Origin of the sequence: Bradyrhizobium canariense, from assembly GCF_900105125.1 — a bacterium.
Taxonomy (GTDB): Bacteria; Pseudomonadota; Alphaproteobacteria; order Rhizobiales; family Xanthobacteraceae; genus Bradyrhizobium; species Bradyrhizobium canariense_A.
Map to the genome: position 1 here is coordinate 3,817,918 of NZ_LT629750.1, position 25,170 is coordinate 3,843,087.

At 60.7% G+C, this 25,170-nt stretch carries 22 protein-coding genes; 10 read left to right on the plus strand and 12 right to left on the minus strand.

Features of this window, described 5'->3' with window-relative positions:
- Positions 1 to 82: 82 nt before the first annotated feature.
- Positions 83 to 370, plus strand: a complete 288-nt coding sequence (locus BLV09_RS18310; protein ID WP_146688341.1) for a hypothetical protein — start codon at positions 83 to 85, stop codon at positions 368 to 370.
- A 7-nt stretch (positions 371 to 377) separates the two neighbouring features.
- On the opposite strand, the gene BLV09_RS18315 is transcribed toward BLV09_RS18310, so the two are convergent.
- Positions 378 to 3,395, minus strand: coding sequence for a sensor domain-containing phosphodiesterase (locus tag BLV09_RS18315; protein ID WP_146688342.1), 3,018 nt, complete (start codon positions 3,393 to 3,395; stop codon positions 378 to 380).
- A gap of 398 nt (positions 3,396 to 3,793) precedes the next feature.
- Here BLV09_RS18315 and BLV09_RS18320 point away from each other — a divergent pair, with 398 nt between their 5' ends.
- From BLV09_RS18320 to BLV09_RS18340, 5 genes are read left to right on the plus strand one after another with little or no spacing between them, the layout of a single operon-like run.
- Positions 3,794 to 4,846: an Ldh family oxidoreductase gene (locus BLV09_RS18320; protein ID WP_146688343.1), complete on the plus strand. Its 1,053-nt coding sequence runs from the start codon at positions 3,794 to 3,796 to the stop codon at positions 4,844 to 4,846.
- A 28-nt stretch (positions 4,847 to 4,874) separates the two neighbouring features.
- Positions 4,875 to 6,242 (plus strand): LLM class flavin-dependent oxidoreductase, encoded by a 1,368-nt coding sequence (locus BLV09_RS18325; protein ID WP_146688344.1) that lies wholly within the window; start codon positions 4,875 to 4,877, stop codon positions 6,240 to 6,242.
- 11 nt (positions 6,243 to 6,253) lie between these two features.
- Positions 6,254 to 7,039, plus strand: coding sequence for a fumarylacetoacetate hydrolase family protein (locus BLV09_RS18330; RefSeq protein WP_146688345.1), 786 nt, complete (start codon positions 6,254 to 6,256; stop codon positions 7,037 to 7,039).
- A gap of 3 nt (positions 7,040 to 7,042) precedes the next feature.
- Positions 7,043 to 8,776 (plus strand): thiamine pyrophosphate-requiring protein, encoded by a 1,734-nt coding sequence (locus BLV09_RS18335; RefSeq protein ID WP_146688346.1) that lies wholly within the window; start codon positions 7,043 to 7,045, stop codon positions 8,774 to 8,776.
- Between the two features lie 44 nt (positions 8,777 to 8,820).
- Positions 8,821 to 9,810, plus strand: a complete 990-nt coding sequence (locus BLV09_RS18340) for a Bug family tripartite tricarboxylate transporter substrate binding protein (protein WP_146688347.1) — start codon at positions 8,821 to 8,823, stop codon at positions 9,808 to 9,810.
- Here the strand turns inward: BLV09_RS18340 and mctP are convergent.
- From mctP to BLV09_RS18365, 5 genes are all read right to left on the minus strand, one after another.
- Entirely contained in the window at positions 9,794 to 11,290 is a 1,497-nt protein-coding gene (gene mctP, locus BLV09_RS18345) for a monocarboxylate uptake permease MctP (protein WP_146688348.1), read from the minus strand. The two genes, BLV09_RS18340 and mctP, sit on opposite strands and share 17 nt — an antisense overlap.
- Positions 11,291 to 11,305: 15 nt before the next feature.
- Entirely contained in the window at positions 11,306 to 11,485 is a 180-nt protein-coding gene (locus BLV09_RS18350; protein ID WP_100383795.1) for a DUF3311 domain-containing protein, read from the minus strand.
- A gap of 105 nt (positions 11,486 to 11,590) precedes the next feature.
- Positions 11,591 to 12,124: a GlcG/HbpS family heme-binding protein gene (locus BLV09_RS18355; protein ID WP_146688349.1), complete on the minus strand. Its 534-nt coding sequence runs from the start codon at positions 12,122 to 12,124 to the stop codon at positions 11,591 to 11,593.
- A 57-nt stretch (positions 12,125 to 12,181) separates the two neighbouring features.
- On the minus strand, positions 12,182 to 12,796 hold the full coding sequence (locus BLV09_RS18360) for a hypothetical protein (protein WP_146688350.1): 615 nt from the start codon (positions 12,794 to 12,796) through the stop codon (positions 12,182 to 12,184).
- 351 nt (positions 12,797 to 13,147) lie between these two features.
- Positions 13,148 to 14,155, minus strand: coding sequence for a tripartite tricarboxylate transporter substrate binding protein (locus BLV09_RS18365; protein ID WP_146688351.1), 1,008 nt, complete (start codon positions 14,153 to 14,155; stop codon positions 13,148 to 13,150).
- A 162-nt stretch (positions 14,156 to 14,317) separates the two neighbouring features.
- Here BLV09_RS18365 and BLV09_RS18370 point away from each other — a divergent pair, with 162 nt between their 5' ends.
- Positions 14,318 to 15,388 (plus strand): peptidyl-alpha-hydroxyglycine alpha-amidating lyase family protein, encoded by a 1,071-nt coding sequence (locus BLV09_RS18370; RefSeq protein ID WP_174556552.1) that lies wholly within the window; start codon positions 14,318 to 14,320, stop codon positions 15,386 to 15,388.
- Positions 15,389 to 15,542: 154 nt separating this feature from the next.
- On the opposite strand, the gene BLV09_RS18375 is transcribed toward BLV09_RS18370, so the two are convergent.
- The 3 genes from BLV09_RS18375 to BLV09_RS18385 all read right to left on the minus strand — a co-directional run bounded on the left by BLV09_RS18375 (position 15,543) and on the right by BLV09_RS18385 (position 19,119).
- Positions 15,543 to 16,730 carry an acyltransferase family protein gene (locus tag BLV09_RS18375; RefSeq protein ID WP_146688352.1) on the minus strand — a complete coding sequence of 396 codons (1,188 nt, stop codon included), beginning with the start codon at positions 16,728 to 16,730 and terminating at the stop codon, positions 15,543 to 15,545.
- 40 nt (positions 16,731 to 16,770) lie between these two features.
- Complete coding sequence (locus BLV09_RS18380) at positions 16,771 to 18,057, minus strand: serine hydrolase domain-containing protein (protein WP_146688353.1); 1,287 nt, start codon at positions 18,055 to 18,057, stop codon at positions 16,771 to 16,773.
- Between the two features lie 150 nt (positions 18,058 to 18,207).
- Positions 18,208 to 19,119, minus strand: a complete 912-nt coding sequence (locus BLV09_RS18385; RefSeq protein WP_146688354.1) for a LysR family transcriptional regulator — start codon at positions 19,117 to 19,119, stop codon at positions 18,208 to 18,210.
- 136 nt (positions 19,120 to 19,255) lie between these two features.
- On the opposite strand from BLV09_RS18385, the gene BLV09_RS18390 reads away from it, so the two are divergent.
- The 3 genes from BLV09_RS18390 to BLV09_RS18400 all read left to right on the plus strand — a co-directional run bounded on the left by BLV09_RS18390 (position 19,256) and on the right by BLV09_RS18400 (position 22,663).
- A complete protein-coding gene (locus BLV09_RS18390) occupies positions 19,256 to 20,413 on the plus strand; it encodes an HlyD family secretion protein (RefSeq protein WP_167558782.1) in 1,158 nt (385 codons plus the stop codon).
- Between the two features lie 118 nt (positions 20,414 to 20,531).
- Positions 20,532 to 22,166, plus strand: coding sequence for an MDR family MFS transporter (locus BLV09_RS18395; protein WP_146688356.1), 1,635 nt, complete (start codon positions 20,532 to 20,534; stop codon positions 22,164 to 22,166).
- A gap of 35 nt (positions 22,167 to 22,201) precedes the next feature.
- Positions 22,202 to 22,663, plus strand: a complete 462-nt coding sequence (locus tag BLV09_RS18400) for a carboxymuconolactone decarboxylase family protein (protein WP_146688357.1) — start codon at positions 22,202 to 22,204, stop codon at positions 22,661 to 22,663.
- Between the two features lie 18 nt (positions 22,664 to 22,681).
- On the opposite strand, the gene BLV09_RS18405 is transcribed toward BLV09_RS18400, so the two are convergent.
- From BLV09_RS18405 to BLV09_RS18415, 3 genes are all read right to left on the minus strand, one after another.
- Positions 22,682 to 23,542: a D-amino-acid transaminase gene (locus BLV09_RS18405; protein WP_167558783.1), complete on the minus strand. Its 861-nt coding sequence runs from the start codon at positions 23,540 to 23,542 to the stop codon at positions 22,682 to 22,684.
- Positions 23,543 to 23,735: 193 nt separating this feature from the next.
- Positions 23,736 to 24,467: an amino acid ABC transporter ATP-binding protein gene (locus BLV09_RS18410; protein WP_146688359.1), complete on the minus strand. Its 732-nt coding sequence runs from the start codon at positions 24,465 to 24,467 to the stop codon at positions 23,736 to 23,738.
- A gap of 10 nt (positions 24,468 to 24,477) precedes the next feature.
- On the minus strand, positions 24,478 to 25,170 hold the full coding sequence (locus tag BLV09_RS18415) for an amino acid ABC transporter permease (RefSeq protein ID WP_146688360.1): 693 nt from the start codon (positions 25,168 to 25,170) through the stop codon (positions 24,478 to 24,480).

Here is a 25,170-nt window from a genome sequence, read left to right on the forward strand (position 1 = left end):
GGGTCGCACCGCTGACGCGATGGCAGCGGGAGGTGCGACCCGCATTGGGCGGGCTGCGTTGATCTATTCCCTGGAGGTTACGATGCATCAGGCCGCGAATTTACCGTTCGAGCGCATCGTGCATGAATTCGCTCAGTGGCGCGCGGTGCCTGAAGACGAAAGATCGCAGGCTCCGGCGTGGTGGTGGGGGCCGGCGTTTGAGGTGCTTGGCATGCATCAGCCGATGCCATCCGACTGGTGTTCGAGCCTGGGGTTGCCGAACGGCTCGGCTTTCACGAGTGGTGCGGATGTGTTGCTCGAAACGCTCGCCGATCAGACTACTGTGTCGCGGGCCAGCGATTTTCTGCGCAAAAAAGATAAAGCTGGCTGAATCAGCTCTAACGTATCGCCTGCAGCGCGGCCTTTTTAAGCCGTGATCGCCGCCTAGAGGTTTTCTTGAGGCCGTCAATTGTCGTCGGTTGCAACGGCGGCGAGGCCAGCAGAGGCGCCGGCCGAAGCAGATCGGCCAGTTGCTCCGGCGGCAGCGGCCGGCTGAACAGAAATCCCTGCATTTCATCGCAGCCATGAGCGCGAAGGAACGCTTCCTGCGCGACGGTTTCGACCCCTTCGGCGACGATGGTCATTTCCAGCGCCTTGCCCATCCTGATGATGGCCTGGGCGATGGCCTTGTCCTCGGAATCGTCAGGGAGGTCGCGAACGAACGACCGGTCGATCTTGAGCGTGTCGATCGGAAACTGCTTCATCAGCGACATCGAAGAATAGCCGGTTCCGAAATCATCGATCGCCAGGCGAATGCCGCGGCTCCGGATTTCGTCGAGCACCTTGATCGCGCGCGAGACGTTGCGCATCATCATGCTTTCGGTCACTTCGAGCTGCAGCAGCACCGGCGACATGTCGCTGGCCGCGAGCGCCTCGTCGACATCGTGCAGCAGGTTTTCGTCGGCGAATTGTCGCGGCGACAGGTTCACCGCCATCGACACCGGCCGCAATCCACGGCGTTGCCAGGCCATGTTCTGTGCACACGCCGCGTTCAAGACCCAGCGTCCGATCGGAACGATCAAGCCGGTTTCTTCAGCGAGCGGAATGAACTGGCCGGGCGGCAGAACGCCATGTTCGGGATGAGTCCAGCGCAGCAACGCCTCGACGCCAGTGATCTGGCGGCTCGCCAGATCCACCTTCGGCTGATAGTGCAGCGAGAACTCGTTGCGCTCCAGCGCATGGCGCAGGCAATTTTCCAGCGTCAGGCGCTCGATCGACGGCATCTTCACCTGGTGAGTGAAGAAACGGAAATTGTTCTTGCCATCTTCCTTGGCGAGATACATCGCCATGTCGGCATTTTTCGTCAGCGTGTGAACATCGGCACCATGATCCGGGAACATGGCGACGCCGATGCTGGCGGTGGCAAGACATTCGTGGCCGCTCAACTGAACGGGCTGGCTGACCGCCAGCAGGAGCTTGCCTGCAATTTGCTCGATCTCGCCGCGCGCAGCCGAGTGTTCCAGGATCACGACGAACTCGTCGCCCCCCAGTCTCGCAACGATGTCGCCCTGGCGCAGATCTCGGCGCAGTCGCTTGGCTGTTTCCACCAGCAAGGCGTCGCCGGCTTCATGGCCCAGCGAATCGTTGATCACCTTGAATCGATCGAGATCGATGAACAGCATTGCAAATTGCAGGCGGCGACGCTGCGCCGTTAGCATTGCAGCCTGGAGCAACTGGTTGAACATCTCGCGATTGGGCAGCCCGGTCAGGCTGTCATGCGATGCCAGATATTCGATCCGTTCGTCCGCCCGGGTCTTCTCGTCCGCACGATCAAAATTATCGAGGGCGAAGGCGATGTTATCGGCGATGCGCTGCAGCAGATCCACCGAAGCCGGCGTAAATGCATCTTTTTCGGCCGCACAGAACAAGAGAATGCCGACTGCCTGGCCGCCGTTGAACAACGGAAATGCCGCAACCGCGCGAGCTCCGTCACTTCGGATCGACTCATGAAACAGGGAGCCGCGAGGGTCCGACAGACGGTCGTTGCTGATGCAGGGTTGCCGGGTGCGAAACGCTATTCCGCTGATGCCGCGGCCCTCCGGGCAATCCTCCTTGACCGACAGCCTGACGTTCATGGTTTTTTTTGCGGTCGGGCCTGACGCAGCGACGATATCGAGAAAATCATCGTCTCCCTGGACAAGGCCGATGCTCGTCGAGGTGAACTTGCCGCCGTTCGCCGCGGCCTCGCAGACCAGTTCGAACAGCTCTGACCGGGACTTCGCCCGCATGATCGCTTCATTGGTTGCGCTCAGCGCCGCGAACATTCGTGTCAGGTGTTCCTTTTGCTCCTCGACCCTGGCTTTCTCATCCATGTGATCGAAGTTGCCAAGCGCAAACGAGACATTTTCGCTCAGGCGGCGCAGCAGTTCAATCAGCTCCGGCGTGAATGTGCCCCGCTCGGTGGAATTGAAGATGACCACACCCTGCGATCGCCCGCCGCAGACCAGCGGCATGACGGCCGAGGATGCGATGCCGCTGCGACGAGCCTGTGCGTGCCAAGGCCGGCTTCGTTCATCGGCCAAAATATCGTTGCTGAAACATGGCTGCTGCGTTCGGAATGCCGCCCCCGCCAATCCGCGTCCTTCAGGTATCGCGGTCGTAATCGCGAATTTGCGGTTCCGCATCTCGCTTGAATCGACGCCACTGGAGGCTACGATATGAAACAAATCGGTGCCCGGGCGTACGATAGCTACAGATGCGGAGTTGAACTTTGCGCCATGCACGGCTGCTTCGCAGACGAGATTGAACAGTTCCTCTCGCGACTTGGCCCGCACGATCGCCTCATTGGTCGCACTCAGCGCGGCGAACATTCGCGACAGCCGCTCCCGGGCAGCCTCGCGGTCGAAATTGTCGAGGGCGTAGGAAATATTCGCCGACATGCGCTCCAGCAGAGAGACGATCTGCTCGGTCAGCGAACCTGATTTTCGCATGGTCACGAGCAGCACGCCGACGCTGCAGCCGTTGCAGGTCAAGGGTAATGCCGCTGCCGCGCCGACGCGCGCGTCGCAGGCCCCCTTACGCCAGGCCAGCGAACGCGAGTCATTAAGGAAATCATTGCTGATGCTCAGCCTTTGGTCACGAAAGGCCTGCCCGCAGACCCCTGATCCCTCCGGCGTGTTGGCTACGATCGAAATATCGATCCGTCGCAGCCGCTTGATATCTTCACCAAAGCCGACGGCAAACCGAAGCATGTCGGTGCCGGGTTCCAGCAAAAAGACGGCGGTCGCCAGAAAGTCCCCGCTGGAGAACGCGGCGTTGCAGACCTGCTCATACAGTTCCTCAGGTGATTTCGCATAGAGGATGGCTTCGTTGGTTGCGCTCACCGCCGCAAACGTACGCGTAATATTCGTATCCAACGACCCGCTCCCTCAGGCAAAATTTGCCGTCGTGAGCGAATTTATGGGTGTCGGAGACCTAAACGCCCGTTAAAAGCCGCCCAAGTTGTGAGTCAGAGTAAACGCCCTACGAATAATCGCGCCTAAAAGCCCAATATCACGGGTTTATCTGCGATTCAGTCGTCTCAACATCTCTCTCAAAACAACGGGGGCCTGACAGACGTCCCTGCCCACGGAGCGGCTGTGAACGCATGCGGTCCAATTCCGCAGTGTGGAAGCCGGCCCGGCGAACCGTGTCCGAAAGCACTGGCGCCATTCGATTTTTGCCACTTGCTCTCAGGCGACCGCTTTGAGACCATGAAGCAACGACCAACAAGCAAGACCCGCGTCCCGCGCGGGCGTCAAAAAGAGGAAATCCCATGCCGATCATCCAGGCCGACCGCCTTACGCGTATCGGCGCGGCGCTTCTAAAGGCAGCCGGTGCGTCGGAGGAGGAAGCCAACGCCGTGGCCACCGGCTGCGTCAACGCCAACCTCGCCGGCCATGACTCGCATGGGATCATCGCGATTCCGACCTATATCGACCGCATCAAGGTTGGGCACATCGTGCCCGGCGCGAAATGGACGATCGTGCAGGAATCGCCGACCACGACCGTTATCGACGGTCATTGGGGTTTCGGTTTTCATGTCAACGCCAAAGCGATGGCGCTGACCATCGAGAAGGCCAAAACCGCCAACGTCGCCGCCTGCACCGTGTTCCGCCAAAGCCATGTCGGACGTCTCGCCGCGTACCCCATGATGGCGATGCGCGAGGGCATGATCGGCCTTGCCACCGCCGATTCCGGCCGTTCACCTAAACATGTCGCCCCGTTCGGCGGCCGCGAGGCGCGGCTTGGCACCAACCCGATTTCGATCGCGGTGCCGTCGGATCTCGAGGCGCCGTTCTATCTGGATATGGCGACATCTGCGGTGGCGGCCGGAAAGATTGCGCTCGCGGCGACCCGTGGCGAAGCAATCCCGACCGGCTGGATCGTCGATGCCGAAGGACGGCAAACCACCGACCCCAAGCAATTCCGCAAGGGCGGCGCGCTGCTGCCGCTCGGCGGCACTGAAGGTTACAAAGGCAGTGGCCTGGCCGCGATGGTGGAAGTGCTGTGCGGGCTGCTGACGGGCCTGGGCTTCGGGGTCGAACCGACCGGCCGGCATAATGACGGGTGTTTCATGGCGGTGTTCAATGTCGCCGCGTTTCGTCCGCTGAAGGATTTCAAGAAAGAAGTCGCCGAGTTCGCGCGTTATCTCAAGTCGACGCCACCGTCCGAAGGTTCGAACGGCGTGTTCTATCCGGGCGAGGTCGAATATATCCGCGAACGGAAGCGCAAGGTCGAGGGCATCGAGATCGAGGATGCGACCTGGGACAAGCTTCGTGCGCTGGCGAGCGAGTACAAGCTCGCCACCGAACTAGGTCTCGCATAACCAAAAAGGCCGGAAACAGGAGAGCAGCATGACACGGCAAATGGCGATGGTCGGCTTCCTGCAGGCGCAGAATTGCACCAACCTGCCCAGCTCGTGGCGGCATCCGGAGTCCCGCGACGATTCGATGTCGGCGGATTATTATCAGGAGATCGCCCGGATTCTGGAATCCGGAAAATTTCACATGGCGTTCTTCGACGATCGCCTGGCGATGCCGGACCGCTACGGCAACGATCACGCCCACACCGTCGAATATGGCATCCGCTGCGTAAAGATGGATCCGATCGTGGTGCTGACCACGATGGGTATGGTCACCGAAAAGCTCGGGCTGGCTTCGACCTGCTCGACCACCTATTACGAGCCGTTCGACGTGGCGCGGCGCTTCGCAACCCTCGATCTCATGACCAACGGCCGCGCGGCCTGGAACGTCGTCACCTCCGTGAACGACGGCGAAGCGCATAATATGGGGCGCGAACAGCATCTCGCGCATGACCTCCGCTACGACCGCGCCGACGAATTCATGGAGGTGGTGCTCGGCCACTGGGATAGCTGGGAAGACGGTTCGCTGATCATCGACAAGAAGAGCGGACGCTTCGCCGATCCGACCAAGGTCAAGCGGCTCGACCACAACGGCGCATTCTTCAAATCGCGCGGGCCGTTCACGGTGCCGCGCTCGCAGCAGGGCCATCCCGTCATTATCCAGGCCGGCGCCAGCGGCCGCGGCCAGCGCTTCGCCGGACGATGGGGCGAAGTCATCTTCACGGCAGCCCGCAATCTCGCCAACGCCAGGCAGGGCTACGACGCCATCAAGAACGAAGCGGCCAAGATCGGGCGCGATCCGGACCAGATGTTCCTCTGCAACCTGATCACGCCGGTCTGCGCGGCCACCAAGGCCGAGGCCGAAGACAAGATGGCGCTGATCCACAAACTGCCGCTGGAAATCGACGCGCTGTCGCTGCTGGCGGAGGGGCTGAATTTCGATTTCGGCGCCAAGGGCATCGACGAGCCACTGACCACGGAAGAGTTGCAGGGGATGCAGGGCATGCTCGGCATCCGCGACGGCGTGTTGAAGACCTCGGGCAAGACCAATCCGAGCACGCGCGATTTCATTACCTTCTCGGGCCGCGGCCAGACCCAGGACGCCATCGTCGGCGGACCAAAGGAAATGGCCGACAAGCTCGAAGAGATGTTCGTCAACCGCGGCTGCGACGGTTTTGTCATCGCGGCGACCTATGTGCCGGGGTCCTACGCCGATTTCGTCCGCCACGTCGTGCCGGAATTGCAGCGGCGCGGCCTGTTCCACAAGGACTACACCGGCAAGACCTTGCGCGAGAATCTTGGCCTGCGGCGTCCCGCCGCCGGCGCATGGAAGACCCCGCCGCGCGTCGCGGCCGAATAAAAGGATCACAGATGCGTTGGCTTAAATTTACCGCCGCCGGACAGACATCCTGGGGCATCGTCGAGGCTGACAAGGTGATTGCCGTTAGCGGCGATCCTTTCGGCGAATGGAAGCGCACGGCGCAATCCTACCCGCTGAAGGATGTGAAGATCGAGTTGCCGCTGGTGCCGCGGACGTTCTATTGCGTCGGCCTGAACTACCTCAAGCATCTCAAGGAAGCCGCCGACAAGCGCGGCGAAGTGCCGAACGTGCCTGATCGGCCCGAGATCGGCTATCGCGCGCAAAACGCGTTGATCGCGCATGACGAAGATGTCGTGATACCGGCGACCGCGACCGAGAAGATCCACTACGAGGGTGAACTCGTGGTCGTCATCGGCAAGAAGGCAAAACATCTGAACGAAACCGACGCGATGTCCTGCGTGTTCGGCTACACCATCGGCAACGATGTCAGCGAACGCACCTGGCAGAAGGCCGATCGCGGACTCTGGCGGGCCAAGAACGCCGATACGTTCAAACCGATGGGGCCATGGATCGAAACCGATGTCGATCTCGACAAGATGGAAACCATCGTCAAGGTGAACGGCAAGGAGACGGGCCGCTTCCATACCAACGACATGATCTTCGGCATCGTGCCGTTCATCGTGGAACTGACCAAATATTTCACGCTGTGGCCGGGCGACGTGATCTGGATGGGGACCGACGGCGCCTCCCCCGACCTCAAGGCGGGCGATGTGGTCGAGATCGAGATCACGGGCATCGGCACCCTGCAGAACAAATTCATCGCGGGAAAGCGCTAGCGCATGGCCCGCTACAGTACCGCGCATTATTTCCTCGAAGGTCTGGTCGATCTCGGGATCGATTACATCTTCGCCAATCTTGGCACCGACCATGTCTCACTGATTGAGGAGATGGCCCGCTGGGACAAGGAAGGCCGCAAGCATCCGGAAATGATCCTGTGCCCACACGAGGTCGTCGCGGTGCATATGGCCGGCGGCTATGCGCTGGCGACAGGCCGCGGACAGGCGGTGCTGGTGCACGTTGATGCCGGGACCGCGAATGCCTGCATGGCGATCCAGAACTTGTTTCGCTATCGCCTGCCGGTCATGCTGTTTGCCGGACGCGCGCCGCATACGCTGCACGGTGAATTGACGGGGTCGCGCGACACCTATGTGCATTTCGTGCAGGACCCGTTCGACATCGCAAGCATCGTCCGCCCCTACGTCAAATGGGAATATTCGCTTCCCTCCGGCGTCGTGGTGAAGGAGGCACTGGCCCGCGCCGGCGCCTTCATGCACAGCGATCCGCCGGGCCCGGTCTACATGATGCTGCCGCGCGAAACGCTGGCTGAGGAATGGGACGACGCCGATATGCCGTCTTATCCGCCGGCGCGCTATGGCAGCGTGCATCTGGGCGGCATCGAGCCGGCGCGTGCCGAGGCGATCGCGCAAACCTTGATAGCCGCGGAAAACCCGATTGCGATTACGGCCTATCTCGGTCGCAATCCGCAAGCGGTCGCAGCGCTTGATCGTTTGGCACGAGCCTGCGGCATTCGCGTCGCCGAATTCAACTCGATCGACCTCAACATACCCCAGGATTCGCCGTGCTTCGCCGGCTCAGATCCGTTGCCGCTGCTCGAGAATGCCGATCTCGGCCTGCTGCTCGATTCCGACGTGCCGTTCGTTCCGCAATATGCCAAACGCGCCAGCGCCATCAAATGGATCCAGATCGATGTCGATCCGCTGAAATCGGATTTTCCGATGTGGGGATTTGCCACCGACATGCGCGTCCAGGGCAACTGCGCCATTGTGCTGCAACAGGTGCTCGACGCGGTCGAGGCGCGCGCCGACGATGCGTTCCGCCGCCGCGTCGCCGCGCGGATCGCAAGCTGGGGCGATGCGCGTGAGGCCGCCACGAAACGCCGCGTCGCCGCAAGCAGCAATAAAGGCGTATCGGGCGCGCTCAATCCGGCTTTCGTGTTCGCGACCCTGAGCGGGAAACTGTCGCAGGATGACGTCGTCCTCAATGAAGCGATCCGCAACGGGCCGATCCTGCAAGAACACCTCGCGCGCACCAAGCCGCAAAGCTATGTCGGGCTTGCCGGCGGCGGGCTTGGGTTCAGCGGCGGCATGGCGCTGGGATTGAAACTGGCAAAGGGCAACCGCCGTGTCGTGCAGGTGATCGGCGATGGAGGTTTTCATTTTTCCTCGCCCGACAGCGTCTACGCGGTCGCCCAGCAATACCAGATTCCGATCCTGACGGTGGTGCTGGATAATGGCGGCTGGCAGGCGGTGAAATCGGCGGTGCAACGCGTCTATCCCAAGGGCGTTGCCGCCGAAACCAACGAGTTCCAGTCCCGGCTGGTGTCGGGCCGCCAGGGCGAGAAGCGGGACTTTTCCGCGATCGCAACCGCATTCGGCGCGCATGGCGAGCGGGTCGGCGAGCCGGACGATCTTGCGGCCGCGATCGATCGTTGTCTCGCCGCGCTGGATGACGGCAAGGCCGCCGTGCTGCATGTTCAGGTGACGCGACTTTAAATCCGGTCTTTGTCGCCGGGGCCATTTGAGGGAAGTCAGACTCGATGAAAACGCTGGTCGGATCCCTTCTCATCGGCACGTGTCTTGGATGTATTGCCTTGTCCGCGGCTATTCCGGCGTTCGCGCAGGAGGACCTGTCGAAATATCCGACCCGGCCCATTCACATCGTTGTCGGCTTCACGCCCGGCGGCGGCAACGACATTCTCGCGCGGATCGCGGGACAGAAATTGTCGGAGAGCCTCGGCCAACCGGTCATTATCGACAACAAGCCGGGCGGCGGCGCGATCGTCGCCACCGAATATGTCGCCAAAGCCGCACCGGACGGCTACACGCTGCTGGTCGGCGCCAGCGGCGCGATGGCGATCAACCCGGCGGTCTATGCCAAGCTGCCTTATGACTCGATACGCGATTTTGTCCCGGTATCGGAGCTCGGATCGTTCCCGCTGATTCTGATCGTCAATGCCTCTTCGCCGATCAAATCGGTGGCCGATCTTGTCGCCTATGCCAAGGCAAACCCGGACAAGGCGAACTACTCCAGCTCATCCGGCGCGTTCCAGCTTGTGACCGAATTGTTCAAGCAAAAGACCGGCGCGCCGATGCAGGAGATTCCCTACAAGGGCGCCAATGATTCCGTGATGGCGGTGATTTCCGGTCAGGTCACCGCGACCATCGCCGACGCGGGTCCGGTATCGGGCCAGGTGCAAGGCGGCCAAGTGCGTGCGCTCGCGGTCACCGCGCCCAAACGAACCGGCGATCTTCCGGACGTGCCGACCATGAAGGAGGCCGGCGCCGACGTCGATGCGGTGCTGTGGAGCGGCATCTTCGCGCCCAGAAATACGCCGGCCGCGATCGTGAAAAAGCTCGAGAGTGAATTGATGCGGATCGCCCGGTTGCCGGACGTGATCGCGCGCCTCAAGCCGCTGGGCATCGAATCCGTCGGCAACTCGTCGGACGAATTTGCGCGGATCCTTGCGTCCGACATCGCGCGGTGGACCGCAGTCGCCAAGGCCGGCAATATCAGGATGGAACCGTAGCGCGCTGCCGGTTCGGCAAGATCCGGGCGAGGATAACGGTCACGATGGCGGCGACGACGATATTGAGGATCAGCGCGCCAAGCCCGACGTAAAACACGTAACTGGCGCCGCCAAGATCGATCGTCGCCAGCGGCTTCAGTCCGTTGCTCCACGCCGTCCAGGATCCCCATCCGATGCCAACCGCCCAACCGAACAGCAGGCCTTCGGCGCGGAACCAGCTCGTGAACAATCCAAATACCAGCGCCGGGAAAGTCTGCAGGATCCACAAGCCGCCGAGCAATTGCAGATCGAGCGCATATTGCGTCGGCAAGAACAGGATGAAGGCCAGCGCCCCTATTTTCACCACCAGCGAGGCGATCTTGGCGACCGCGGCTTCGCCGGCGTGGCTGATATACGGGTTGATATAGGACTTCCAGACGTTGCGGGTGAAAAGATTAGCCGCACCGATGCTCATCACCGCGGCCGGTACCAGCGCCCCGATCGCAATCGCCGAGAACGAAAAGCCGGCGAACCATGACGGAAACAGCACCTTGAACAAGGTCGGCACCACGTCATTGGGTGAATCGACCTTGATATGGGCCGCATAGGCCATGTAACCAAGCAGCGCGATCAAGCCGAGCAACAGCGTGTAGGCCGGCAGCAACACAGCGTTCTTGCGGATGGTATCGGCAGACTTGGACGCGAAGATGCCGGTGAGCGTATGCGGATACATGAACGCCGCCAGCGCCGACCCCAGCGCGAGCGTGGCATAAGGCAGCATCTGCGCCGGTTTCAGTATCAGCCCGGTCGCGCCGCCCTTGGCCGCGAAAGCATCGCCGGCTGCGGCGAACACCGCGGCGTAACCACCGAGTTGCAACGGCACCACCACCACCGCCACCAGCACCACGATATAAATCATGATGTCCTTGACGAAGGCGATCAGCGCCGGCGCCCTTAGACCTGAGCTGTAGGTGTAGAGCGCCAGGATGATGAAGGCGGCGATGATTGGCAATTCGCCGGTCAGGCCCATTGCCTTGATCACCACCCCCATGCCGATCAACTGCAGCGCGATGTAAGGCATGGTCGCGACCATGCCGGTCATCGCAACCGCCAATTCAAGGCCCCGCGAGTGGTAAGCGCCGTAGACGACATCGCCCGCGGTGACGTGGCCGTTGGCATGCGCCACCTTCCACAGCACCGGCATCACGGCGAACACGAAGGGATAGACGATGATGGTGTAGGGCAAGGCGAAGAAGCCATAGGCGCCGACCGCATAGACCAGCGCCGGCACCGCGATCACGGTGTAGGCGGTATAGAAATCGCCGCCGACCAGAAACCAGGTGATCCAGGTGCCGAACTGCCGTCCACCCAGCCCCCATTCGTCAAGATGCTCATTGACCGGGCCGGATTTCCAGCGCGCCGCGAAGAATCCCATCACTGTGACCAGCGCAAAGAAGAAGATGAAAACCGAGAGCGCAACCCATTCGATCTGATCGGTCATGATCAACCTTCCGGGTTACGGCGCTTCATCTGATGTGCGGCTGCGATAAACCAGCCAGATCAAAAACGAGCTGATCGGTACCCATGCCAGCTGGTACCAATAGAAAAACGGAAAGCCGAACAGCGCCGGCTCCAGGGAATTATAGAACGGCACCCACAACAGGCCGATGAAGGGCAACAGCAATAGTATCCACATAGCCGGACTCCTGACTCCGGCGATTAAAAGATTTAATCGTCGTGCCGTCCAGCGAATCGACTGCTGCGATGCGGCACGACGAGATCAATTCTTCGCTGGCTATCCTTATTTCACGACTTCAGAACCGACCTTGCATACCGCGGCGTCCTGATCGCCGGTGCCGCCGCTGCAACCCACGGCGCCAATGAGCTTGCCGCCCTCGACGAGCGGAAAACCGCCGGGGCTCGCGACCAGCGTCGGATCGAGTGTGCCGGTATAGGCATGGCCGGCTTCATAGGCATTGTAGAACAGCCGGGATTCGCGCCGAAAGCGCGCCGCGGTGCGGGCCTTGCCGATCGAAATCGGGCCGGACGCAATCTGGGCGCCCTCCATCCGCGAGAAATGCACGAGTTCGCCGTTGGTGTCGACCACGGCGATGTTCATCTTCCAGTTTCGCCGTTTCGCTTCGGCTTCCGCCGCCGCCATCACCTGCTTGGCGCGCTCAAGCCCGATCGACACGCCATAGGGAATGTCGAACGGCATCGCATCAGGTGTCCCACCCGCCGATGGTTGCGCCGGCGGCGGCGTCTGTGCAAGAGTTGGCGAACTCATGATAGCAACGGCGCCAGCCGCCAGGATCATGGAAACAATAGAACGCATGGTATCCTCCCAGGTTGAAGTTGTTATGTTGTCGCGAGGCTGATAATCGCGCCGCCGTCACATCGGCGGCGTCAGGCCGTCCTTGCCGTACGTAATGCGCGGAGTTTGCAGGGTGCCGTCGGGCTGCTTCTTCGCCGCCGCCACGAAAACCTTGATTCCCGGTTTAAGGTCGTCCTTGCTGCCGTTGACGTAGGTAACAACCGCGGTCTCGGGCGTCACCAGCAGCTTCTTCTCGCCGTCCTTGTACTTGACGGACAGCATCTGTCCGTCAACGCCGGCGACGGTCTGCTCGACATTGGCGTTGGTCATCTTGGTATTCGGCTTGAGGTCCCAATCGTAGTGGCCCTCGCCGGTACCGCGCATCGATTCCGGAAAGATGTGCACCTCGATGGCCTTTTGGCTGCCATCGGGTTGCGTTATCCCGGTCGAGCCGACGAACATGCCTGGCTTGATGTCGGCCATCGTCGATTTCACGATCGCGACGAATAGCGGCTTGTCGGTGACGGTCAGCTTCAGCTCGGTGCCATCACGGTTTTTGACCACATAAACCGGACCATCGACGCTTTCGATCGTACCGCGAATGCGGACGGTTTCCTGCGCCGAAGCAGAAGATACGGCACACATTAAAACAACGCCGGCGGCTGCAAGCGTATATTGTAACATTTTTGACATGGTCATCCCTCTCTGACTTTGCAGGTAGTGGCTGAAATTCCGAACTTTGATCGATCGGGCGGTTATTTGCCGAGATGCTTGTCGGCGGTTTGGGCTTGCAGTCGCAATCGCAGCGCACAAAAGCGCTGTCGCACCGAATTTCCACCTCGCAAAAACGCGGATCTCGCCCGTCAGTCCCCTCATCGCGCTCCCCCCTGCCCGGTTTTTTATCGGTACTTCGAAAATCGGCGCGACGGATCGCTGCGCTGCAGATGTTCCTCTGCAACACCGACAATCAGCCAATATTCCTGAAATAAAGAAAGCCGGCGGCGGATTAACTTCCCGCTGCCGCTCCGTGATCTCGGCCTGCCCTTACTCGACCTTGATCCCCGCATCCTGGATCACCTTGCGCCAGCGCTCTTCCTCGCCGCGAAAATATCGGTCAAGTTCTTCGGGCGGCTGCGCGACCATCACAAGACCTTCATTCACGCCCAGCCTTTTAAAGGCTTCGGATTGAACGGCGTTGGCGGCTGATTTGTTGAGGCGGTCGATCACGTCAACAGGGGTTTTTACCGGCGCGAACAGGCCGTACCAGCTTTCCGCGGCATAGCCGGGCACGCCGGCCTCGGCGACCGTTGGTAGTTGCGGAAACGCCGGTGAACGTTCAGCTGATGTCACCGCAAGCGCGCGCAACTGTCCATTCTCGATCAGCGAAGCCGCACTTGCGACCGTCGTGAACATGACCTGGATCTGCCCGCCGATCAGGTCGGTAATGGCGGGCGCAGCGCCCTTGTAATGTATGGTCGCCAGATTGACCTTCGCCATATTCTTGAAAAGCTCGCCCGCCAGATGCGCAGACGTGCCGACGCCAAATGTCCCGTAGGACAATTTGTCGGGCTCGGCCTTGGCCGCGGCAATCAGATCGGCAATCGATTTGATCGGAGACTTGGGATTGACCACGACGATATTGAACGAACGTGCAACCAGCGCAACCGGAGCGAAATCCTTGTTCGGGTCGTAAGGCAGCTTGGCGTTCAAGCTGGGATTGACCGCGTTCGCGAACGTTCCCATCAAGAGCGTGTAGCCGTCCGGTACGCTGGTTGCGACGGCCTGGGTCCCGATGATGGTCCCGGCTCCCGGCTTGTTCTCGACGAGGACGGTGACGCCGATATCCCCGGCCATCTCCTGCGCCAGGGTGCGCGCAATCACGTCGGTGCCGCCGCCCGGCGCAAACGGCACGACAATCCGGACGATCCTGTCCGGATACAAGGCAAAAGCCTTGTCGATCGACATCGTCGACAACAGCGCCAGCGCGGTCAGCGCAAGCCGCCGAAAACCCCGTTTGACGTTCGGCGGACACGCTATTTTGAGAGACGACATTTCCACATCCTGGAGCTCGACGAGTCCTGTCCTTATAGGCTATGCGCCTGACGACGAACGGTCATGACACTGTATACGCCAGCGGCGATGGACGCCGGGACGTGTCATAGACTAGCATCCGTTTCAAAGACAAAAGCAAACGAGCGCTCTGGGGAGAATAGCATGAAGCATTGGTTGATCGGTTTTCTGGTGTTGATTGGGCCGCCGGCCTTTGCTCAGCAAAATGTACCCACAATCGCCTTCGACTCCGTCCCCAATCCGCTGAAGCTGCCGACCAACATGTATTTCGGCGAAGCGTCGGGCGTTGCGGTCAACTCCAAGGGCCACGTTTTCGTGCTGTCGCGCGGCAACACCAGCGGGCCGGCTTACGCGGCGGCAGCGGCGCAGCTGCTGGAATTCGACGCGAAAGGCCAATTCGTCCGCGAAATCGGCAAGAACCTTTATGCGTGGTCGTTCGGCCATAGCGTCAAGATCGATCCCCAGGACAATATCTGGGTGACCGACAAGGGTTCGGACATGGTGATCAAGTTCGATCCCGAGGGTCGCGTGATCATGGTGTTCGGCCGCAAGCAGGAAGCCTCCGATGAGGACACCGCCCCGCTGAAGCATCCGAAGCCGCCGTTGCCGGCGGAAGACGGCCGGTTCCGTCAAGTCACCGATGTGGCCTGGGACAAGGCCGGCGACACGTTCATCAGCGACGGCTACATCAACTCGCGCGTCGCCAAGGTGGACAAGGACGGCAACTGGCTGAAATCATGGGGCGAGCGTGGCAAGGAGCCTGGTCAGTTCAACACCCCGCACTCCATCGCCACCGACGCCAACGACAATGTCTATGTCGCGGACCGCGGCAACCACCGCATCCAGGTGTTCGACAAAGACGGCAAATTCCTGCGCCAGTTCGTCATCGATGTGCCGGTGCCGCCGGACGCCAAACCCGCGATCGGCAAGATCCCCGATGAGGCGATGATGGCAGGCGGCACGTTTGCGCCGGGCTCACCGTGGGCGATCTGCATCACGCCACCGCCGCACCAGGTGCTTTACAGCTCTGATGCGTGGCCGGGCCGCATCTACAAGCTCAGCCTCGATGGCAAGGTGCTCGGCATGCTCGGCAAATCCGGCAAGCAATTGAAACAGTTCGGCTGGATCCACGCGCTGGCGTGTCCCTCCGAGAATGTGATCTACGCGGCCGAATTGCTGAACTGGCGGGTTCAGAAGCTGATCCTGAAGCCGTAGCCTGCAGTGATCTGCTTTTGCGTCATGGCCGGGCTTCGTCCCGGCCATCCACGTCTTCCTAGACTGAACAAGATTAAAAGATGTAAGTGCCTCGCATCGCAGAAAAATTGGCGTGGTCTGCGCAAGGCAGACTGCCTTGGCCGGGCATGACGATCTAAATCATTCGCGCCACGAATGGAATCTTTCGCAGCAATACGATGAGCGTCCAGCTCAGCGACAACGTGCCCGCGAACACGACGGCAAACTTGACGCCCGGGGGCCAAGAATAGTCATAGACCGCGTATTGCAGCCAGATGATGAAAATGTAGTGCACGAGGAAGACGCCGTAAGCGGAAGGCCGCAGCGCGTCCATCCAGCGCCAATTGGCATTCGCAAAGCGCAGGAACATCGCCGGCTCCGCGAATGTCATCGCAGCGCTGAACAGCGCAAAGGTAACGCCGTAGCCCACTCTCCAGGATAGCGGCGGCGAGTTCAGGTCAGCCACCCAATTGTGATGGATATAAACAAGAGCGAGGATCGCGGCATAGAACAGAAGCGCGAAGGCCGCCCAGACCAGCCAGCGTTTTACGATGTCACCATTCTCTGCCAGCACGCCGGTCCTTAAGCTGACCGCGCCGACGCCGACGCCAGTAAAGAAGTAACCGGCATAGAGCAGGATACGGCTGGTCTGAATCGGCAGCGGGTAGCCGCCCGGCTCCAGCCAGCTTGCGTCGCCGAAGGCGAGCCGCATCGGCAGATAGATCGCGACCGAGAAGATCAGAAATGCAATGAAGGCCAGCGTCGCCCGGTTGCGCAGGGAAAAGATCAACCGGCCAAGCGCTCCGATCGCTCCTGATGCAAACGACCAGACCAGCGCCGCAATCGCGTCGAGCGCCAACAGCACCCATAGGAACCAGACCGGCCCCGAAGGCCAGGGTCCAATGGTGAGCGTGTGCCACCAGAAATGCAGAAAGTTGAAATCCGTCGTCCCCGGCAGATGATAGCGCAGGAAGGTCGGGTAATAGGCGATCGGCATAAGCACGAAGATCGACAGCAGGAACGGCACGCCCAGCCGCCAGGCGCGCTCACCCAGGAAGATCGCCGGCCCCTTTCGGGTCAGGCTGTCGCAGACGAACAATCCGGAAATAAAAAACATGCAGGCCATGAAGAAGCTGTCGTTGAACAGCACGACCAGATCAAACCCGAGCCAGCGCGCCCGGTCGCCATTGCCGAAATAAGTGTAGTTGACGACCGAGTGATGCAGCAGCACCAGGAGTGTGATGCACGTCCGCGCGCGGTCAAGCGCCATGATGCGCGCCGGAGCCGTCGTGATCTGCTCGCTTCCGTCCAGTTTCCGCAGCATCGATTCGATTCCCAACAGGTCCGCCAGCCGGCTCGTTGGATCATTTCTCGAACGCGTCGTAAATGATCTTCTTCACCGTGGTGTTGACGTGCATGCGCCCGGACGGTGAATCCTGCATCACGACGAAAAACATATCCTCGGCACGGTCGACCACGAGGTAGACGCCCGTGGCGCCATCCCACTTGACCTCTCCAAACGAGCCCGGCGGTGGTGGCACTGTAATGCCGGGATCGGTGCGGATACCGAAGCCGTAGCCAAATCCGAAGCCATCGCCGGGGTAATAGTAATAATTGCGCGCCACGCCCGCCCCCGGACCGACATGATCGGTCGTCATCGCCGCAAAGGTCGCAGGGCTGAGAAAGGTCTTGCCGTCCAGCGTGCCGCCATTGAGCAGCATCTGCCCATAGCGGGCGAAGTCGGAGATGGTCGAGACCATTCCGCCGCCGCCGGATTCCCATCGCGTGACATCGAGCGAGTTGCGCTCGACATGCCGGTCTCTGGCCAGCGGCTGGGCGTAACGCGCCCGTTCGGCCGGATCGGTCAGGAAGAACTTCGTGGTGGTCATGCCGAGCGGATCGAGCAGGTTTGTCTTTTCGAACTGATAGAGCGATTGACCGGAAGCAACCTCGATCACACGGCCGAGAATATCGGTCGAATGCCCGTAATCCCACAGGGTGCGCGGCTGTTCGGCCAGCGGCACTTTCGCAATCCGCTCCGCGAATCCGGCATTGTCGAAATCGCCGAGATAGATACCGTCATAGGCCGCCTTGACGAGACCGTCGCCATAGAAGCCGTAGGTGATGCCGGATGTCTGCAGCAGCAGATCCTCGACATTGATGGGGCGGCGAAGCGGCACCAGGTCGAGCATCGATCGGCCGGATTCATCTTTCCGCTCGACGCCGACCTTCATATTGGCAAAGGATGAAATGTATTTGCTGACGGGATCGCTAAGCGAGATCTTGCCCTGGTCCACCAGCATCATCGCCGCGACGCTTGTAATAGTCTTGGTGACCGAATGAATCGGGAAAATCGTATCCGGCGTCACCGGCGTCCCAGCGTCGACATCACGCTTGCCGAAGCATTTGAAATAGACCGGTTGGCCATGACGCTGGACCAGGACGACGGCGCCGGGAATTCGACCCGCGGCTACTTCGCCATTGATGAAATCCTCGATCGGCGAAAGCTTTTCAACCGACAACGCAGCCCCGGGCTGCGGCCCGAACAAGACATCAGCCGCCAACAATGGGTCCGTCGCCAGAACAGAGGCAATTGCCGCACCGAACAACATTGTAGAGGAATGAAATAACACTGACTTTCGCGGAAACATCGGCTTGCCTGATCAATTGATTGAACGAAACGACGTTATTGCATTGCTTCCCGCCGATCCAGATGGCGGACCGCGCGAAATCCCTGCTCCGTTATTCCGGATGGCGCGCCGGCGATGCCAACGTATCGCACCGGAATGACAGTCTTTGCCTCAGGAATAGGGATTGATCAGCTTCTGTTGCTCGGCGCTGTGCTGCGCGAGAAGATCGATAAAGGTTCTGACCTTCACCGATAAATGGTGACGATGCGGATAAACTGCATTCATCGACAATTCGACAGGTCGATATTCGGACAACAGGCGAACCAGCCGGCCGGATTCGAGATCGTCATGGACCAAAAATCCTGCCGCGAGGCAAATGCCTATTCCCTGCAGCGCCGCTGTCCGTAGCGTCTCGCCGCTGTTGGTGATCAGATTGCCTGATATCCGCACCGAAGCCGGCATGCCCTTGCGATCCGTGAAACGCCACTCATCCTCATACGGATACATGGCGTGGCGGACGCAATTATGCCCCGAAAGTTCGGAGAGCTGCTGGGGCCGCCCGTGCTTTTCGAGATAGCCGTGCGAGCAACATAACACGTGCCGCCAGGTCGCGAGGCTGCGGACGATCAGGCTTGAATCGGGTGGCGGCGTGAGCCGGATTGCGATGTCAAAACCTTCGTCGATCAGATCGATGTTTCGTTCGCCCATCGTCAGATCCACCTTGGCCTCGGGATAGGAGCTGAGAAATCCGGCGACGACCGGCGAGATGAACGGAACGATGTGGGTCGCGGTGTAGATGCGTAACGTTCCACGCGGTGTAGATTGCAAGGCGCCTGCGATGTCATCCGCTTGTTCGATATCGGCGAGGATCTGCGTGCAGCGATCATAATAGGCCTTGCCGACCTCGGTCAGGCTGACCTTGCGCGTCGTGCGATGGAGAAGCCGCGCGCCGAGGCGATCTTCGAGGGCCTGCACGTGATTGCTGACCATCGTCGTCGACATATTGAGGCGGCGGCCGGCGGCTGAAAAACCGCCACTATCCACAACCCGGACGAACGCCGTCAGACTGGTCAGCCGATCCATCCACGCCTCCGATTATCCGCCCTTACTGGATAATCCTTCCATTTTTTACCGGATTATCAGATCCACCGCGACATTGCACCTTGTGAGCGCAGTACAGCGCCCTCGGATGAAGGACGCCTATTTGGCAGAGGATGTCATGACGGACCTTTCTTATATATCTGATTCAAAAGCAAAAATTAGCCTTGGTCCGTCACGGCAGGCGATCAAGCGGGCCGCCTTGGCATTGATGCTGGCCCTCGGCGTCGCCGGCGCCGCCGACTTCGGCCATTACTATCTGACCACGGGGCGGTACCTGGAATCGACCGACGATGCCTACGTCAAGGCGGACTCGACGATCGTCGCGCCGAAAGTCTCCGGTTATCTCGCCGAAGTGCTGGTGGGCGACAACGAGCCGGTCAAAGCCAGACAATTGCTGGCGCGGATCGACGATCGCGATTTCCGGACCGCGCTCGATCAGGCCCAGGCCGATGTCGCGGGCTCTGAGGCTGCGGTGCGTAACCTCGACGCCCAGATCGGCCTGCAGCAGCCGGTCATTGAACAAGGCAGTGCGGATGTTGCTGCCGCCGAAGCGAATCTGAAATTCGCGCGGGAAGAACAGGCCCGCTACGACGACCTGATGAAGTCCGGCTCCGGAACGGTGCAGCGTGCCCAGCAGACCGATGCGGCGCTGCGGGAAAAAACCGCGCAATTGCAGCACGGCAAATCCGGCCTGCTTGCGGCGCGGCGCCGGATCGATGTTCTCACCACCGAGCGCGCCAAGGCCGTGGCGCAACTCGACCACGCCCGCGCGGTCGAACAACAGGCCGCGTTGAATCTGTCCTATACGCAAATCATTGCGCCGGTCGACGGCACCGTCGGGGCGCGCTCGCTGCGGGTCGGTCAATTCGTGCAGGCCGGCACGCAGCTGATGGCGGTCGTTCCGCTCGATGCGGTCTATGTGGTGGCGAACTTCAAGGAAACCCAGCTCACACATGTCCGTAACGGTCAGCCGGTCGAAGTCGAGATCGACAGCTTCCATGGCACCAAGCTCAAGGGCCATGTCGATAGCCTGTCGCCGGCAAGCGGCCTGGAATTCGCGCTGCTGCCGCCCGACAACGCGACCGGCAATTTCACCAAGATCGTGCAGCGCGTCCCCGTGAAGATCGTGCTCGACGACCACAGCCTGACCGGCCTGCTTCGCCCGGGCATGTCGGCCGAGCCGACGGTGGACACCAAGGCGACCGTGGTCGCCGAGCGGGAAACGAACAAGCGGCTCGCATCAAACCCGGCCGTGATGCGTCCCAACGGCAGTTGAGGCCGCACGCGTTCCAGCAGGGCATCATCAAGCCCTGCTGGATAATCCTTCCGCTTTTTGGCCGATTATCTGATTTCTCCGCCCAATGCATTCTGCCTCTGTAACCAGGAGGACCGCCATGACCACACTCCCGACCACCATCGACGCCGGATCCGCCAGCCTGAGCGGCAATCGTGCCCGCACAGTCGCAGCACCCGACAAGCCGGCTCCGGCGGTTTCCGCGAAGACCTGGGTTGCGGTGTTCGGCGCGACACTCGGCGCCTTCATGGCGGTGCTCAACATCCAGATCGTCAATGCTTCGCTGGCGGACATTCAGGGCGCGATCGGCGCCGGCATCGACGACGGCGGCTGGATTTCGACTTCCTATCTGATCGCCGAGATCATCGTGATCCCGCTGAGCGGCTGGCTCGCGCAGGTGTTCTCGATCCGAATCTATCTTTTGACCAACGCCATCCTGTTTCTGGTGTTTTCGGCCGCCTGTGCGTTGGCGCAGGACCTGCCGCAAATGATCGTGCTGCGTGCGATCCAGGGCTTCACCGGCGGTGTGCTGATCCCGATGGCTTTTACGCTGATCATCACGCTGCTGCCGAAGGCCAAGCAGTCTGTCGGTCTCGCGTTGTTCGCGGTATCAGCCACCTTCGCGCCCGCGATCGGCCCGACCATCGGCGGCTATCTCACCGAGAACTGGGGCTGGCAGTACATCTTCTATGTCAATCTGGCGCCGGGCGCGCTGATGGTCGGCATGCTGTGGTTCTCGCTGGAATCAAAGCCGATGAAGCTCTCGCTGCTGCGCGAGGGTGACTGGCAGGGCATCGTCACCATGGCGATCGGTTTGGCCGCGCTGCAGACCGTGCTCGAGGAAGGCAACAAGGACGACTGGTTCGGATCGCCCTTCATCGTCCGCCTGTCGGTAATCGCTGTCATTGCGTTGGCCCTGTTCTTCTGGATCGAACTGACCAGCAAGAAGCCGCTGTTGAATCTGCGGCTGCTCGCGCGCCGCAATTTCGGCTTCGGCGTGCTGGCCAACTTCCTGATGGGCGTCGCTTTATACGGATCGGTTTTCATCCTGCCGCAATATCTGTCGCGCATTCAGGGCTACAATTCCGAGCAGATCGGCATGGTGTTGGCCTGGACCGGACTGCCGCAACTCGTCCTGATTCCGCTGGTGCCGCGGCTGATGAGGCGCTTCGACCCTCGCCTCGTCATCGGCATCGGCTTCGCGCTGTTCGCCGCCAGCAATTTCATGAACATCTACATGACAACGGATTACGGCTCCGATCAGTTGTTCTGGCCCAATGTTGTCCGCGCCGTCGGTCAGGCGTTGGCATTCGCGCCGCTCTCCGCTGTCGCCACCTCCGGCATCGAGGCCGAGAACGCTGGTTCCGCTTCGGGCCTGTTCAACATGATGCGGAACCTGGGCGGCGCCGTCGGCATTGCGGTCTTGCAGACACTGCTTACCAAGCGGGAACAATATCATTCCAACGTGCTGATGCAGTCGGTCTCGCTGTTCGAGCAGGCGACCCGTACGCGGATCGAACAGCTCACGCAATATTTTATCAATCATGGAGTCGCCGATCACGCGGCAGCTACGCATCGCGCCATCGTCGCCATCGGTCAGGTCGTGCAGAAGCAGGCTTTCATCCTGGCCTTCAGCGATACCTTCTATCTGCTCGGCGCTGCACTCATTGTCGCACTGATTGCAACCCTGCTCCTGAAAAAGCCCGACCATCTTGAAAGTGGCGGCGCACACTAAATATTCCGCAAACAGCAACTCGAAGGAGAACAGCGATGAAACCCCGAATGAACTTCTTTCAGGCCGCGCCCGACACCATCAAAGCGCTCAACGCGCTGGAGACCCAGGTCAAGAGCAGCGGCCTCGAACAATCCCTGATCGAACTGGTGAAGACGCGCGCATCGCAAATCAACGGCTGCGCGTTCTGCATCAACATGCACACCGAGGACGCCCGCAAGCACGGCGAAAGCGAAGCGCGGCTATATCTGTTGAATGCCTGGCGGGAAGCGCCTGTTTACACCGACCGCGAACGCGCGGCGCTGGCATGGACCGAGGCGGTGACGCTGATCTCGGAAACCCACGCGCCGGATGACGTCTATGAGCAGGTACGCGCCCACTTCTCCGAAACGGAGACGGTCAATCTGACCATGTTGATCGCGACCATCAACGCCTGGAACCGACTGGCGATCAGCTTCCGCTCGGTTCCGCCGGTAAGGGTCAAAGCCAGCGCGGCGTAGTGTTGCCGGCGCGCAAGATCACACCGCCGTCGCGCGGGCGAAATCCACATAGATCTCGCGCAACCGGTTGGTCATCGGTCCCGGCTTGCCGTTGGCAACGGTCTTGCCGTCGATGCTGACCACCGCCTGCACGAACACGGTCGCACTGGTGGTGAAAGCTTCCTTTGCTGCCAGCGCTTCCTGAACCGAAAACGGCCGTTCCTCGACCCGGAGCTGACGCTCTTCGGCGAGGGCGACCACCGCCTTGCGGGTGCAACCCGGCAAAATCGCACTCGAATTTTGCCGGGTCACCAGCACATCGTCCTGCGTCAGGATAAAGGCCGATGACGATCCGCCCTCGGTCACCATGCCTTCCTCGATCATCCAGGCCTCGCCGGCGCCCGCTTCCGCTGCGGCCTGCTTCGCCAGCACCTGCGCCAGCAGCGCCACGCTCTTGATGTCGCGCCGCTCCCACCGGATGTCAGGCACGGTAATCACGGCAATGCCGGTTTTTGCCGATGGCGCGTTGATGATGTCCTTGACCGACGTGAACATGATCAGCGTCGGCTTGACACCGCTTTTCGGGAAAGCGAAATCGCGCCCGCTGTCAGCACCGCGCGTCACCTCCAGATAAACCATGCCGTTGACGAGGTTGTTGCGCGCGACCAGTTCTTTCTGGATCTCCTGGATGCGATCGGTCGTTTCCGGCAGCGCCAGCGCGATCTCGCCGACCGAGCGTTCCAGCCGCGCCAAATGCGAGGCGTTGTCGATCAGCTTGCCATCCAGCACGGCAGCGACTTCGTAGATGCCATCGGCGAACAGGAAGCCGCGATCCAGTATGGACACCTTGGCGTCTGCGAGGGGCAGGAACGAGCCGTTGACGTAAGCGATCTGATCCAAGCGAATTCTCCTATCGGACTGCGACGCAGTTGCGTCGTCTAGTATAAGGGAATTGTTAGTGAACGATCCATCAAATTGGAATGGCGCTCCGGCGGCTGATGTAGCGTCATTCCGGAGCGTTGCGAAGCGACGAATCCGGAATCTCGTCATTCCGGGTTCGCGTCTTAGACGCGCCCCGGAATGACGTCCGGCCTCAATGCGAGAGAATCCCGGACAGGAATTTCTGCGCGCGGTCGCTGCGGGGACTGCCGAAGAAATCGATCTTGAGCGCATCCTCGACGATTTCGCCCTGGTCCATGAAGATGACGCGATGCGCGACCTTGCTCGCAAAACCCATCTCGTGGGTCACGACCATCATGGTCATGCCCTCGCGGGCGAGATCGACCATCACATCGAGCACTTCGCTGATCATTTCCGGGTCGAGCGCCGAGGTCGGCTCGTCGAACAGCATGGCGATCGGGTCCATCGCCAGCGCCCGGGCGATCGCTACCCGCTGTTGCTGGCCGCCGGACAATTCGGCTGGATATTTGCGCGCCTGTTCCTTCAGGCCGACCCGGTCCAACAATTTTGAGGCCTTGGCCACCGCCTCGTCGTGCGACCGCCCCAGCACTTTCTCCTGCGCCAGACACAGATTGTCGATGATCCGCAAATGCGGAAACAACTCGAAGTGCTGAAACACCATGCCGACCCGCGCGCGCAACTTCGGCAGATCGGTCCTGGGGTCGTTGACCTTGATCCCGTCAACGATGATTTCGCCGCTCTGAAACGGCTCCAGCGCGTTGACGCATTTGATCAGCGTCGATTTTCCCGACCCCGACGGGCCGCACACCACGACCACCTCGCCCCTGGCGACGCCAGTCGAACAATCCTTCAGCGCCTGGAAACTTGGCCCATACCATTTGTCGACGTGACTGATCTCGATCATACAACTCTCGCTAGCGGACAATCGCGATGCGGGCCTGAAGGCGCCGCACGCCAAAGGAGGCAAAGCAGGAAATCACAAAGTAGACCATTGCGGCGAACAGATACATTTCGACCAGCCGCCCGTCGCGCTCCGCGACCTTGCTCGCAGCGCCCAAAAAGTCGGTGATCGAGACCACGTAGACCAGCGAAGTATCCTGGAACAGCACGATGGTCTGCGTCAGCAGCACCGGCAACATGTTACGGAACGCCTGCGGCAGCACGACATAGCGCATGGTCTGGCCGTAGGTCAGACCGAGTGCCTGGGCCGCGGCGGGCTGTCCCTTCGCGATCGACTGGATGCCCGCGCGCATGATTTCGGAAAAATACGCGGCCTCGAACATGATGAAGGTGACGAGCGAGGACGTGAAGGCGCCAACCGGAACCGGCCGCGACGACCCCGTCAGCCATTGCGCGATATAGGGAACGAGGAAATAGAACCAGAAGATCACCAGCACCAGCGGCAGCGACCGGATGAGATCGACATAGAGGCCGGCGATACGGCCGAGCACCCTGAAGTCCGACAGCCGCATCAACGCAATCAGCGTGCCGAACACAAGGCCGCCAACGGCCGAGAGGCCGGTCAGCATCAACGTAAACGTCATGCCGTCGAGAAACAGATACGCCAGCGAGCGACGGATGACGTCAAAATCGAAATTGGTGAACAT

Coding starts and splice junctions, on each gene's coding strand:
- BLV09_RS18310 (WP_146688341.1), top strand. CDS start 83: ATGCATCAGGCCGCGAATTTACCGTTCGAGCGCATCGTGCATGAATTC.
- BLV09_RS18320 (WP_146688343.1), top strand. CDS start 3,794: ATGCCGATCATCCAGGCCGACCGCCTTACGCGTATCGGCGCGGCGCTT.
- BLV09_RS18325 (WP_146688344.1), top strand. CDS start 4,875: ATGACACGGCAAATGGCGATGGTCGGCTTCCTGCAGGCGCAGAATTGC.
- BLV09_RS18330 (WP_146688345.1), top strand. CDS start 6,254: ATGCGTTGGCTTAAATTTACCGCCGCCGGACAGACATCCTGGGGCATC.
- BLV09_RS18335 (WP_146688346.1), top strand. CDS start 7,043: ATGGCCCGCTACAGTACCGCGCATTATTTCCTCGAAGGTCTGGTCGAT.
- BLV09_RS18340 (WP_146688347.1), top strand. CDS start 8,821: ATGAAAACGCTGGTCGGATCCCTTCTCATCGGCACGTGTCTTGGATGT.
- mctP (WP_146688348.1), bottom strand. CDS start 11,290: ATGACCGATCAGATCGAATGGGTTGCGCTCTCGGTTTTCATCTTCTTC.
- BLV09_RS18350 (WP_100383795.1), bottom strand. CDS start 11,485: ATGTGGATACTATTGCTGTTGCCCTTCATCGGCCTGTTGTGGGTGCCG.
- BLV09_RS18355 (WP_146688349.1), bottom strand. CDS start 12,124: ATGCGTTCTATTGTTTCCATGATCCTGGCGGCTGGCGCCGTTGCTATC.
- BLV09_RS18360 (WP_146688350.1), bottom strand. CDS start 12,796: ATGTCAAAAATGTTACAATATACGCTTGCAGCCGCCGGCGTTGTTTTA.
- BLV09_RS18365 (WP_146688351.1), bottom strand. CDS start 14,155: ATGTCGTCTCTCAAAATAGCGTGTCCGCCGAACGTCAAACGGGGTTTT.
- BLV09_RS18370 (WP_174556552.1), top strand. CDS start 14,318: ATGAAGCATTGGTTGATCGGTTTTCTGGTGTTGATTGGGCCGCCGGCC.
- BLV09_RS18375 (WP_146688352.1), bottom strand. CDS start 16,730: ATGCTGCGGAAACTGGACGGAAGCGAGCAGATCACGACGGCTCCGGCG.
- BLV09_RS18380 (WP_146688353.1), bottom strand. CDS start 18,057: ATGTTTCCGCGAAAGTCAGTGTTATTTCATTCCTCTACAATGTTGTTC.
- BLV09_RS18385 (WP_146688354.1), bottom strand. CDS start 19,119: ATGGATCGGCTGACCAGTCTGACGGCGTTCGTCCGGGTTGTGGATAGT.
- BLV09_RS18390 (WP_167558782.1), top strand. CDS start 19,256: ATGACGGACCTTTCTTATATATCTGATTCAAAAGCAAAAATTAGCCTT.
- BLV09_RS18395 (WP_146688356.1), top strand. CDS start 20,532: ATGACCACACTCCCGACCACCATCGACGCCGGATCCGCCAGCCTGAGC.
- BLV09_RS18400 (WP_146688357.1), top strand. CDS start 22,202: ATGAAACCCCGAATGAACTTCTTTCAGGCCGCGCCCGACACCATCAAA.
- BLV09_RS18410 (WP_146688359.1), bottom strand. CDS start 24,467: ATGATCGAGATCAGTCACGTCGACAAATGGTATGGGCCAAGTTTCCAG.
- BLV09_RS18415 (WP_146688360.1), bottom strand. CDS start 25,170: ATGTTCACCAATTTCGATTTTGACGTCATCCGTCGCTCGCTGGCGTAT.